Annotated in this window: 10 protein-coding genes; 6 read left to right on the forward strand and 4 right to left on the reverse strand. The window is 67.2% G+C overall.

Annotation, left to right across the window (positions count from 1 at the left end):
- Nucleotides 1–58 precede the first annotated feature (58 nt).
- The 6 genes from HDA40_RS40685 to HDA40_RS40710 all read left to right on the forward strand — a co-directional run bounded on the left by HDA40_RS40685 (nt 59) and on the right by HDA40_RS40710 (nt 6,894).
- The gene (locus tag HDA40_RS40685) at nt 59–1,939 is read left to right on the forward strand and encodes a S8 family peptidase (RefSeq protein ID WP_253763422.1); all 1,881 of its coding nucleotides are present in this window, start codon (nt 59–61) and stop codon (nt 1,937–1,939) included.
- A gap of 102 nt (nt 1,940–2,041) precedes the next feature.
- Nucleotides 2,042–3,352 carry a M14 family metallopeptidase gene (locus HDA40_RS40690; RefSeq protein WP_372503131.1) on the forward strand — a complete coding sequence of 437 codons (1,311 nt, stop codon included), beginning with the start codon at nt 2,042–2,044 and terminating at the stop codon, nt 3,350–3,352.
- Between the two features lie 137 nt (nt 3,353–3,489).
- On the forward strand, nt 3,490–5,082 hold the full coding sequence (locus HDA40_RS40695) for a peptide-N4-asparagine amidase (protein WP_253763423.1): 1,593 nt from the start codon (nt 3,490–3,492) through the stop codon (nt 5,080–5,082).
- Nucleotides 5,083–5,348: 266 nt separating this feature from the next.
- A complete protein-coding gene (locus HDA40_RS40700; RefSeq protein ID WP_253763424.1) occupies nt 5,349–5,630 on the forward strand; it encodes a hypothetical protein in 282 nt (93 codons plus the stop codon).
- Nucleotides 5,631–5,672: 42 nt separating this feature from the next.
- On the forward strand, nt 5,673–6,452 hold the full coding sequence (locus HDA40_RS40705; RefSeq protein WP_253763425.1) for a hypothetical protein: 780 nt from the start codon (nt 5,673–5,675) through the stop codon (nt 6,450–6,452).
- A 118-nt stretch (nt 6,453–6,570) separates the two neighbouring features.
- Nucleotides 6,571–6,894 (forward strand): hypothetical protein, encoded by a 324-nt coding sequence (locus HDA40_RS40710; RefSeq protein WP_253763426.1) that lies wholly within the window; start codon nt 6,571–6,573, stop codon nt 6,892–6,894.
- 326 nt (nt 6,895–7,220) lie between these two features.
- On the opposite strand, the gene HDA40_RS40715 is transcribed toward HDA40_RS40710, so the two are convergent.
- The 4 genes from HDA40_RS40715 to HDA40_RS40730 all read right to left on the reverse strand — a co-directional run bounded on the left by HDA40_RS40715 (nt 7,221) and on the right by HDA40_RS40730 (nt 12,393).
- Nucleotides 7,221–8,360 (reverse strand): hypothetical protein, encoded by a 1,140-nt coding sequence (locus HDA40_RS40715; RefSeq protein WP_253763427.1) that lies wholly within the window; start codon nt 8,358–8,360, stop codon nt 7,221–7,223.
- 127 nt (nt 8,361–8,487) lie between these two features.
- Nucleotides 8,488–10,194 carry a hypothetical protein gene (locus HDA40_RS40720; protein WP_253763428.1) on the reverse strand — a complete coding sequence of 569 codons (1,707 nt, stop codon included), beginning with the start codon at nt 10,192–10,194 and terminating at the stop codon, nt 8,488–8,490.
- Between the two features lie 427 nt (nt 10,195–10,621).
- Nucleotides 10,622–11,674 (reverse strand): Gfo/Idh/MocA family protein, encoded by a 1,053-nt coding sequence (locus tag HDA40_RS40725; protein WP_253763429.1) that lies wholly within the window; start codon nt 11,672–11,674, stop codon nt 10,622–10,624.
- Nucleotides 11,671–12,393: a sugar phosphate isomerase/epimerase family protein gene (locus HDA40_RS40730; RefSeq protein WP_253763430.1), complete on the reverse strand. Its 723-nt coding sequence runs from the start codon at nt 12,391–12,393 to the stop codon at nt 11,671–11,673. The genes HDA40_RS40725 and HDA40_RS40730 overlap by 4 nt, the downstream gene beginning before the upstream one ends.
- Nucleotides 12,394–12,400: the final 7 nt, after the last annotated feature.

Genomic DNA, 12,400 nt, shown 5'->3' on the forward strand with positions numbered 1-12,400 from the left:
TCTCGTCTCCGCTCTCAGCGACGTACAGCGGTGCGGCACGCCCACCCGAGGAGTGACGATGACGTTCACGCGTCTGCTACCCAGATTGGCGGTCACCGCGGCTTTCGCCTTGGTGGCCGCGATGACCGCCACCGGTCAACCCGCCCAGGCCGGGCCGGTCGGCCAGATCCTGTACGCCGGTGATTCCACGGCGATCCCCGGTTCCTACATCGTGGTCCTGAAGGACGACGTCAGCACGAGTTCGCTCACCGCCACCGCGAGCGGCCTTGCGAACCGATACGGCGGGTCGATCAACCGCACGTACAAGCACGCGGTGCACGGATTCTCCGCGAAGATGTCCGCGACCGCTGCCGCCCAGCTCGCCGCGAACCCGGACGTGGCGTATGTGGAGCAGGATCGCACCATTTCCCTGGCGGGCACGCAGGCTCCTACGCCGTCGTGGGGGCTTGACCGCATCGATCAGCGGGCGCTGCCCCTGGACAACTCCTACACCTATGCGAACAACGGCGCTGGGGTGAAGGCGTACATCATCGACACCGGCATCAACTTCACGCACAGCGACTTCGGTGGCCGGGCGATCTCCGGTGCCGACACCGTCGACAACGACAACGACGCCAGCGACTGCCACGGGCACGGCAGCCACGTCGCCGGCACCGTCGGCGGCACCTCCTACGGCGTCGCGAAAGGCGTCACGCTGGTCGGCGTACGCGTCATCGGCTGCACCGGGTCGGGCACCTACTCCGGCGTCATCGCCGGGGTCGACTGGGTCGCCGCCGACCACGCGGCCGGTGCGCGAGCTGTGGCCAACATGAGCCTCGCCGGACCCTACGATGCGGGCCTGAACACCGCAGTCGCCCGCGCGATCAGCGACGGTGTGGTCTTCGCCGTCGCCGCTGCGAACAGCAACGCCGACGCCTGCTCGTTCACCCCGGCCATGGTTCCCGAGGCGATCACGGTCGGCGCGACAACCGACACGGACACCCGGGCGTCCTACTCCGACTACGGCTATTGCGTGGACATCTTCGCGCCCGGCAGCGGCATCACCTCGGCATGGATCGGCTCGGACACCGCGACCAAGACCGCCAACGGCACGTCGATGGCGACCCCGCACGTGACCGGCGCGGCCGCGCTGGTCCTCGCCGCGAACCCCGGCTTCACTCCGCAGCAGGTACGCGACAAGCTGGTCGTCAACACCGCCACCTACGGTGTCGTCACCGATCCGGGCCCCGGGTCGCCGAACCGGCTGCTCAACGTCAGCAACGTCGCACCGCCGTCGCAGGACTTCGCCATGGCCGTGACGCCCGGGTCCGGCAACACCGGCATCGGCGGCTCGCTCACGGCGACCGTCAGCACCACCACCACGGTGGGCAGCGCCGAACCCGTGACCTTCGCGGTCGCCGGCGGCCTTCCTGCCGGAGCCACCGCCACCTTCAGCCCGGCGACGGTCACCTCCGGCGGCAGCTCGACGATGACCATCACGACCTCGGCGTCGACGGCGCCGGGCACCTATCCGGTCACCCTCAAGGGCGCCGGCACCTATCACGCCCAGAACGCGACGTTCACGCTGACCGTGAACGCGGCCCCCGGCTGCTCGCAGACCAACGGGACCGACGTGCCGATCCTCGAGGGCACCAAACAGCCCCAGGAGAGCCCGATCACGATCTCCGGCTGCGCCGGATCCGTGGGGATGAGCACGGTCGAGGTGCACATCAAGCACACCTACATCAGCGACCTGATCGTCACCCTGGTCTCGCCGAACAAGACCTCCTACATCCTGCACAACCGGGCAGGCGTATCCGCGGTCAACATCGACAAGGTCTACACCCTCAACCTTTCCGGCCAGACCGCGAACGGCACCTGGAAGCTGACCGCACGCGACGCAGCGAAAACGGGTGACGCCGGCTACATCGACAGCTGGACGCTCAACCTCGGCACCTGACGCGGACCAGAGGTGCTGGTGGACGCACCCGCCAGCACCTCTCCCGCCATCTTTCACCCCTCCTGTCATCGGCCTGCCAACCATCTTCCTGGGGAGGCTCCCATGCGACGAAAGGTCGCAGCGTTCGTCATCGTCCTCGCGGTCGGAGCGGCCGCCTTCCAACCCGGTCCGGCGTTGAGCGCGCCGCTGGACTCGCCCGGCTCCAGCCCGGCGCAGTACGTCGTCGACGGTCCGCAGACCTTCACCGAGGCCGACGCGGTCGCCCGGACCGGGGCCGCGATCGACTCGATCGAGCACGGCAAGCTCTACATCACCGCGACGACCGAAGAGGTCAACCAGATCACCAAGCTCGGTTTCCACGCGACACGGCTAGGCGCACCCGCGCCGGTCGCACCGCCGGGAGTCGGCGCGTTCGACTTCCCCTCGGCCGACTCTGGTTACCACAACTACGCCGAGACGAACGCTGAGCTAGACAAGATCGTGGCGGACCACCCGGCGATCGCGCAGAAGTTCAGCATCGGCACCTCGTACGAGGGCCGGGCGATCTACGGCGTGAAGATCTCCGACAACGTCGGGATCGATGAGAACGAACCGGAGGTGCTGTACAACGCGAACCAGCACGCCCGTGAGCACATCACCGTCGAGCAGGCGCTCTACCTGGCGAACCTGTTCACGGATTCCTACGGCACGGACGCGCGCATCACGAACCTGGTGAACAGTCGCGAGTTCTGGATCATCCCGATGATCAATCCGGACGGTGCCGAGTACGACGTGGCGTCCGGGACGTACCAGATGTGGCGTAAGAATCGGCAGCCCAACGGTTCGAACCGGAAGAACGTCGGCACCGACCTCAACCGCAACTGGTCCTACAAGTGGGGATGCTGCAACGGATCCAGCAGCACTGCGTCGGCTGAGGACTATCGGGGGCCGTTCGCGTTCTCGGCTCCGGAGGCACAGCGTTTGCGGGACTTCGTTCTCAGCCGACGGGTCGGCGGCGTACAGCAGATCAAGGTCAACATCGACTTCCACTCGTACTCGGAGTTGATCCTGTGGCCGTACGGCTACACGCGTGCGGACACCGGGCCGGACATGTCGGTGGACCAGCAAGCCACGTTCGTGGCGATCGGCAATCAGATGGCCGTGACCAACGGCTACACGGCGAAGCAGGCGAGTTCGCTGTACGTCGCGGACGGCACCCTCAACGACTGGATGTTCCACGACCAGGGCATCTTCTCGTATACGTTCGAGATGTACCCGATCTGGTGCTGCACCGGTGGCGACTTCTACCCGCCCGACGAGCAGATCGTTCCGCAGACGACGCGCAACAAGGAAGCCGTCCTGATCCTCTCCGAGTACGCGGACTGCGTGTACCGCGCCATCGGAAAGGAGACGCAGTACTGCACCGCTGCGTAGCCCGAACACGATCGTGCGGTTCCTGGTGGCTGGAGCTACCGGGAACCGCACGTTATTCGTCGCGCCGAGCACTGTGAATACAGTTCGGTTCCGATCGCAGGCTGGTTTGCGGGCCGGCGAACCTACACTCCCAGATCATGAGACGCTATGCGACCGCTGTCGCGGCAGCGATGGTCCTGCTCTTGGGGGCCGGATCAACCGCACACGCCGCCACCCCGCCGCCCTCAGAGTTCGGCAACGACTGGGACGACCCACGCACGGCCACCCCGCCGATCGCCAGGCCCGATGGACCGTCATGCACGATCCGAATCGTCAACCATCAGTTCGTTAACTTCGATCCCTTCGTCGGCGCGTACGCCCCACCGGCCGAGTGCGCCGGTCCATGGCAGACGGTCGTGCTGACGGTGCACGGAGCCGTTCGAGGCCGTCAGTTCGACCGGCTGGGCCGCTTGGCGATCGGGGGCGCCACCATCTTCAAGACGTCGACCCCGGAGCCGTCGGTCGACGGGATCGCGTGGACGGTCGAGAAGGACGTGACCGCGTACTCCGCGTTGCTGTCGAGACCTCAGCAGGTGACGATGTGGCTCGGCAATGTCGTCGACGACACCTACACCGGCGTTCTGGACATCCAGGCAGATCTGACGTTCTACCCTGGCGGCAGGCCCACGGGAACCCCCGACGACGTACTGCCGCTCGCCGACACCGCCAGCGACGGCCCAGACACGACGGGCAGCCTGACGGTCGCCCGTAACACCGAGCGTCTGGTCGCCGAGGTCTACGCGACCGGCTCCGGCGGTGGCTGCGAGGAGTTCTGGTACATCACCGCTCCCTCCGCCAGCGGCTACTCCTGCCCGGCCGACAACGGTCCCTACCGTGAGGTGCAGGTGCTCGTCGACGGCGAGATCGCAGGCATCGCCATGCCCTATCCGCACATCTACACCGGAGGCTGGTCCAACCCCTTCCTCTGGTACGCCATACCTGCGCCACGCGCCTTCAACGTCGCGCCGGTCACGTATGACCTGAGTCCGTTCGTCGGCCGGTTGACGGACGGCAAACGCCATCAGGTGCGCGTACACGTGCTCGGGGTACCGGCCGGGCAGGGCGGCTGGGAGGCGCCGACGAACTTCTTCGCCTGGCGCGACGCCGGTTCCGCGGTGGTGGCCGGTGCCTTGCTCGCCTCTCATGTCTCCGAACTGGACAATGCCGTGACCGTGGGTTCGAGTGACGTCACCGTGGCGGCAGCGCACAAGTTCACCGCCGTAGGCTATGTGCAGACCTCGCACGGCCGGGTGACGTACAACGTGCAGCGCACCGTCGGAAACACCTCACACCACGTCTGGGGTGAGCAGGAAAACCCCGATGCGCTCAAAGCCGAATGGACCGACAACTCCACGGTGGTCGTCGCTGGCCGGCAACCCTCGATAACCGTCCATAATGCGCGCTATCTCCTCGACGGCTCGGTCATCATCTCCGCCGAGAACCGCCTCACCACCACGTTCACGGTGACCGACGCTGCGACCCACTCGACCGTCGGCCCGAAGTCGTCCACCAGGTGGACGCAGGACGACACCTTCACGGGCACGGCGAGCTGGACACTTGGGGTTCCGCGCCCGGACCGGCACGCGACCGGCACCTCGCGCCAGCGTTACCAGCTCCACGGAGACACCTGTTACGACCACACGATCGCCACCGTGAACGGCTACTTCACCGAGGACAGCTCGGGCTGCTGACCATGCGGTGATCAACACCCGGAGCGTCCATACACACCTGTCGACACGGGACGGGATTGTATGGACGCCCCTATTCACCCCGGTGCCGATCGGCGTGGCCGACAGCCCTCAATAGCTTGTAGCGCGCAGCCCGCGATGGCGGTCTAGGATCGCGTGGCGAGATGATCATAGGGGGGCGCTGACGACGGGGGGATCGCGGCCAGAGCGCGACGAGACGGGGCGGAAGAATCCGACGCCGATCTGTTCTCTGGCTGACAGCGTTGCTGATGCTCGCTGCGGGCTGCGCCACCGGCGGCACCCCGGCCGGGCTCGCGGACAGCCCATCCGCACCTCCCGAGCAGCCGAAGGTCGGTGACTGCCGGGTCGCACTCGGCACCTACCAGATGAAGGTCGACTGTCTGCAGCCGCACAGTGGGGAGACGGTCTTCGTCGCGTCCCTCGCCGGGGCGTTCTCGTCGGCTTCGGAGCCGCCCAAGGCGACCGACGAAAGCCAAAGGCAAGGGCACCAAGGTTCCGCACTACACCTGAGAAGCACGGACCGGTCATGACTCAGCCGCGAAGTCTTCGCGTCGTCTGGCACGATGGCTCGAATGGTGACCAGCGTGCCGATGTTCTGGGTTGGCGGCACACCCGGTTCCGGCAAGTCGACGATAGTCCGCCGGCTCGCCCGCGAGCTCGACCTCGCATTGCACCCGGTGGACGCGTACACCTATGACCACCTGGAGCGCCTCGGCGCTCTCGGGCCCCCGCTCGATGAGGTGCTCGCGTTCGGCCCGGTGGCCGCGGCCGATGACTTCGAGCGTACGTCCGCACTCCGGCTGCCGACCGTGATGGACGACGTCCGAGCTGCTCGAGTCGCTGGGGTGCCGACGCTCGTGGAAGGGCCGCAACTGCATCCAGGAGCGGCGGCGACGTGGTCACCTATCGGCGCGATCTGGCTTGTCACCACCGCCGAGCGTACGCGGGCGGCCCGACGGCAACGGCTCGTGGAAGGAGACCACGCGGCCCGCTTCCGGGTGGAAGCGCTGGTCGAACGGGACCAGTTGATCAGCGCGCGTCTTCGAGCAGCGGCTTCGGCGGCGGGACGCGCCGTCGTGGAAGTCCCGACCGACGTCGAGTGGGACGAGGTGGTGGCATCGGTGCGTACGGCCGTCAACACCGCCACGGCGCCCTTCGCGCGGTTGCGACCCGGGCGGGAACTGGCGTCGCGACGACGTGCTGAGAACGACGTCGTCCATCGGCAGATCGTGGCGCATGAGCGGCACATCGAGGCGACCCTCCCGGCCTTTCCGTACGCATGCGTGTGCGGCCAGAGCGGCTGCACTGACACGACCCCGGCCACGTCGGCCGAGTACCGCGGGCGCGGCTAGACCTCAAGCGTTCACCGCCGGGCTGCACCCGGAGCACCACGAGGTTCGGTCCTGTCGACACGGCGATCGCGCCGACCGGCTGCCGCTCCGCCGGGGAGCCGTCGAGGCGTTCACCGGCATGGTCGCCGAGGCGCATGTGCCCGGCACCGATTTCGGCGAGCTGCAGAGCCTCAACAGAGCGATGCGCCGGCGGCTCCGGCGTACCACTGAGGCATCTCCAAGGGACCATTGTGAAGTCGTCGCGGCTGAGCCGGTAGACACGATGATCGGAGCAGGCGACCACGCTGTAGCTCGTGTCGGTGACGCCGACGAGCGGCATCGGCACGCTGCGCTGTCCGTCGACGACCATCCGCCCGACCTGAAACGCCGCGGCGTTGACGGTGTACGCGAGACCGCCGAACAGCACCACTGCCGCGAGTACGCCCGCCGTCTCCCGGTGTAGATAGGGTCGAGTCCATGCGCCGAGTACGACGAAGGCGGCGACGCAAGAGAGCAGCATCACGAGCATGGCCTGCCACCAAAGGCCGCCGTCAATCAGCCCATGTGCGCACTGAAGGCCAACGCGTACGCCACGGCCACGACATAGTGCCGCCGATGAGCTCGGCGAGAAGCCCGATCTTGGCCGGCGGCGGATCCGTCACAGTCACGGGCGTCAGCCAAGTTCATTGCACATTCTGCCGCAACCGACTGCGCTGACAAATCTCGACGAGGGCGATGCCATTGCGGCGGGTCCGTAGCCCACTGACGGGCGTGGGTTGCTGTGTCGGGCTACGAGTGTTTGAGAGTTCGACTCCGTCGCTGTTTCGCGAAGCGGCGGCCCTGTCGTTCGATGCTCGCTCTTCCCTGATCGTGGATCAACGCCAGGTAGAAGGCAACCCCCGCGATCGGAGTCCAGTTGCGTGGCGTGCCGTTCGGACTGGACGACAACGCGGACAGGACTGCGTCCACCCGGAACGGAACGAACTCGTAGGCGTTGATCTCGCTGTGATCCTTGGCCCCTCGATCCAGTCGTTCGGCCAGATCATGGGAGTCGAGTTCGTGGAGGTAGGCGATAAAGACCGAATCCCACTGGTGTTGAAGTGTATCGATGGTAAAGGCGAGAAGTGTCAGGCGGTATTCGTGATCCTCGACGGAGAGTTCTTCGATCATGCCGCGGCGGGCGACGTTGTAGAGGCGCGGTGCGTGCTGGCCGGCGCCGTCGAGCGACACCGAGAGGCCCTCATCCGCGGATACGCCCCAGAATAGGGGTCGAGAGCCTGCGCTCTCGCCTCGTTGGCACATCAGGATCCGGTCATCCTTGGTGACGACCACGACGCTGGTCCCGAGACTCAGCGACATGAAGACGGGGGCAGCGCGAGGGCCGACCGGGTCTATATAGCGGGACCGCAGCGTGGATCCGTCGGGGAATCTTCGATCGAGATCTTGTGTCGCCAGAAAACTGTAGTAATCGGACACGCGGAGCCGGAGGTGGACTTCGGGCTCCTCCGTGCCGGGAATGCGGGAGGAGGTGAGCGACTCCACGGCGTATACCTGGCCGTTGAAGTGATGTGGTAATCCTGCTTGTCGTTTGATCTCCTGCTCGGCTGCGATCTCAGGAATCCATTTCCTGATCTCGGGTGGCAGGCTTACTGGTTCCTGGCACACAAGGATGTACACGGCTTCATCGGCTATCGCGAACGTGCCATCGCCTTCGACTATAAGGCAGCTGCTGGAGAGGCCGCCGAATGAGAAGTCGGACCTGCCGGTGCGCTGGCCGCGTCGGATCGCGTGCAGACGTCGGCGTGTTCGCGCGAGAGATCGCTTCAGCCGGTCCTCAAAAATCACGCTCAGGGTGAGTCCGAGCACCGACCCGATCAGCAAGCCCGTGACGCCAGAACTGGCCCAAGTGGTCAGCTGCCCAAGTGACATCGCGAACCTCCAGATCTATGACTGACTATATCCAGCGATGGCTAGAAGTCGCTGGGCATCGAAGGAGCGTCCTCGCCTGCGGGCAGGAATCGGCGACCCGCCTCGGTCAAGAACTGGACGCCGGCCTTCAGTCGCAGGGTTCGAACATGTTCGAGATGTAGCTGATCTTCCCGCTCCCGTCGGCCCGATCGCCCGCCCAGGTCATCGACGACGTGCGAGGCGTAGTCACGAGGTACATCTCGAAGGTGTCGAGCCATTCGCCGCTCGCGTCCGGGATCGCCTTCATCGCCGCCTTCACCGTCATCGAGGTCGTGACGTTGTACGGCAGGCGTACGGCGTCGGGGAGCTTTCCCGGGCGGACGGTCCAGCCGACCAGCTGGGCGTTGGACCGGCCCGGTCGGCGGATCGTGACCTCCAGCGCGCCCCATTCGAGGCTGCGCCGGGCCTCCGGGTTTCCGCCCAAGGAGCAGGAGGACCAATCAGAGGTCTTGGTCGGAGCGCCGAACAGATCCTTCAGGCGCTTCTCGATGTCGGCCGCGGTGGAGTCGACACGGATCTTGCCGACGGTCGTGCCAGTCAGCAGGATTCTCGGCGGGCTGTCGAGGGTGGCCGAGACGTCGGCGCCTTCGCGGACGTCCTTGCTCCAGGTGTCGATGGCGAGGTCGGCGAGTTGAGCGGCGGCCTTCGCGAGTTCGTAGTACTTGACCGCGTCGAGCGCTTTGGAGAGCCGGAGGTACTGCGCCTTCTTGTCGGCCATGACCCGGACGACGCCCGTGTCTGGGTTCTTGAACGCCAGCGCCGCACGTTCGGTCTTGAAGACCTCCTCGAAGCAGCCCGCCAGGTTGGCGATCGCCGTGATCATCAGTCCGCGGTTCGTTGTGCGTACGCCGTCGGCCAGGCCTTTGGTCGACGACAGGAGGCTGCCGAAGCAGTTCAGGACGGCCACGCCGAGCTTCTTGCCGCCCGGCATCACCAGGTCGAAGTCGCTGATGTCCAGAGCTGCGTTGAGCAGCACGGTCAGCAGCGCCACGGCGATGTCGGTACGCACGTATCCGGTCACGTGGACCGGGTCGGTCGGTTGGCGATAGGTGAGGTCGACTTCGCCGAAGGGCGGCAGTGCGATCGTCCGGTCGGACTTGAGGGTCCGGGTCAGCGCCGAGTTCAGGAGTTCGACCAGGGTGGTCGGCCACATGGGACTGGTGATGCTGGACGGTTTGGCGGACAGCTCCAGCCCGACCGGGAACGCCCGGTTGTTGACCACCTTCAGCCGGACGTCCGAGCCGGCTGACTCGGCGCAGGCGAAGATTTGGGCGTCCGCGCTCGGCACGATGACCAGATCCTTGAACCAGGCCGGTCGACCGCCACACGTTGGCGCTGCGGCCCGGGTGCCGAGCATCTGCCCGAGCCCGAGGCGTAGATCGTCGAACCAGCCGAAGTCCGTCAAGTGACTGGATTCGGCGGTAAGCGTGGTGCCCGACCGCTGCGACGGAACCGGAATCCATTGCTGCGTCGTGGATTCGAGGTACGCGACAGTGGCCGTGTCCGGTGCGGTCGCGGGGACGGTGAAGGTCAACGTCACAGCACCGGCAACAGGTTCACCGCTGTCCGTCGTGATCGACACCGCGTCGCGTACGACTGCTTTGTCCTTGGCTGGCGCGGCGCCTGCGATGACGAGGTCGCCCGGAGGCAGTGCGTCGGCGGCGGCCTCGACGACCAGGTGGTGAGTTTCGTCGGCGAGTTTGACCGGCTGCCCAGCCTGGACGCTGGCGCGGACCGTCGGCGGTTTCTCCGCGACCTTGTCGTCGCTGCACCCGGCCGCCAGGACCAGGCTCATGCCCAGCACACCTACCATCGCCAACTGTCGCATGGGGCCCCACCTGCCCTTTCGTCGCTCCCAGGCCCCACACCCTGTCGGCGGCCTCCCCGTCCCGCAAGGCCGTCGCGGATCCGCGGTACGCCGACCACGTGGCCTGGTCGTCGATCCGACACCCGCCACCCTGGCCGGGGTACGCCGATCAGGCCGCCCGCGCGCGCCGACCGTCCGCACGGTTAGCCGGAACACCGGTGTACGCCTACTGTCACGAGTGGCGGAGCGCCATATCGGACAGCGATACAGACCAACCAGCCCGCACCTCACAAGGCGCGGGCCGATTCATTCGGCCCAGGTCAGCTGCGGCAGCACCGCGCGTTCGCACAGCCACGTAGCGGCTGCGATCCCCGATGCGGCCGCGCCTCGCGTCGAGGCGCGACCTAGGTACGCCTCACGGCCTCCAGGGACTCGACAACTCGATGATCGCACTCCGTTCGGCCGACTCCTGTATCGCCGCCATGACGTCCACGACGTGGGCCGCGAGCTCGCCGCTGGCCCGGTGTCGTTCGCCGGTGCGGATCGCGCGGGCAAGATCGCAGACGCCGATGCCGCGCCCGTCGTCGGCCTCCGGCACGGGGATGTCCGTCCACTCCGAGTCCCCGGCGCGGCGGATCTGGACCGGCCCGGTGAACTTGTTGGGGTTGGGCGCGGCAAGGGTCGCCGTCGTGCCGGTGATCTCGAAGAAGCCCTGTCGCGATAGGGGCGAGTCGAAGCTGAACACGACAGTGGCGACTTGGCCGCCGGCGTACTCGAGCAGCGCCGTGACGTGTGTGGCCACCTCGACGGGAAAGGTCTGCCCGGCGCGCGGTCCCTGCCCGATGACCCGCTCGGTGAATCCTTTGCGAGCCGTGGCGTTGACCCGCGTGACTGGTCCGAACAGGACGGCTAGAGCGGTCAGATAATAGGGTCCCATGTCGAACAGCGGGCCGCCGCCCGGTCCGAACAGGAACTCCGGATCAGGATGCCAGCGGTGGGGACCCGGCCCCTGCATCAACACGATCGCTGACAGCGGGTCCCCGATCACACTGTCGCTCACGACCCGCGCCGCTGTTCGCAGACCGGCGCCGAGGAACGTGTCTGGTGCGCCGCCCGTGAGCACCCCGGCGGCCGATGCCCGCGCCAGCACCTCGGCGGCCTCGGCAGGCGTCGCGGCGAACGGCTTCTCGGTGTAGACGTGTTTGCCGGCCTGGATGGCCGCCAGCGCGACCGGCGCGTGGGCGGCGGGGATCGTGAGGTTGACCACGAGCTCCACCTCGGGATGGGCCAGCACCGTTGCCAGGTCGCCATGCACCGGCACGGCATGGTCGAGCGCGACCTTCGCGGCACGATCGAGGTCGAGGTCGGCGCAGGCGATGATCCGGACTTCCGGCCGCGCGGCCAGGGTGGTGAAGTATTGGTGGCTGATCGTGCCGCAGCCCACGACGGCGACGCCGACCGGCTTCACGGCAGCTCCTTGAGGTAGGCGACGGATGCGGCGAGCGCCTCGAACACGTCGCCGTCGCAGCGATCCAGCTCCACGATGCGAAGCGCCTCCGGGCTGGCGGCCAGGATCTCCCGGATCGGCAGGGTGCCCGACCCGACGGCGGTCATGGCGTCGTCGACCGTGGCGGGTCCGTCCTTCACGTGCAGCAGCCGCACCCGGTCACCCAGGTCGCGCAGGAGCGCGGGCACGTCGGCGCCGCCGACGGCCGCCCAGTAGACGTCGACCTCCAGTCCCACCTCGGGTGGCAGCAACGCGGCGAGCAACTCCAGACCGGCTTGGCCTCCCGGGCGGTTGGCCAGCTCCCAGTGATGGTTGTGGTACGCGAGCCGGAGTCCCAGGGCGGTCAGCGAATCCGCCGCCTCTGCCAGCCGCTCCGCCGAGCGGGCGACGCCGGCCGCGGTGGCGAAGTCGGCGTCGGGAATGGCCGGCACCACCACGGTGTCGGCGCCGACCGCGTGGGCCGCCTCGGCCACTTGGGGGCGCAGCGGGCCCAATGCCGGGCCGTGCAGGGAGCTGGCGGTCAGGCCGAGGTCGTCGAGCACGCGGCGAAAGCCCAGCGCGTCTCCGTTCACCAGCCCGAAGGTTGGCTCTACCAAGCCGTATCCCATCGCTGCCAGGCGGCCCAGCACGTCACCCGGAGTGCCTGCCTGCAGGTCGGCGCGGACGGAATAGAGTTGCACTCCGATG

Source organism: Hamadaea flava, from assembly GCF_024172085.1.
Classification (GTDB): domain Bacteria; phylum Actinomycetota; class Actinomycetes; order Mycobacteriales; family Micromonosporaceae; genus Hamadaea; species Hamadaea flava.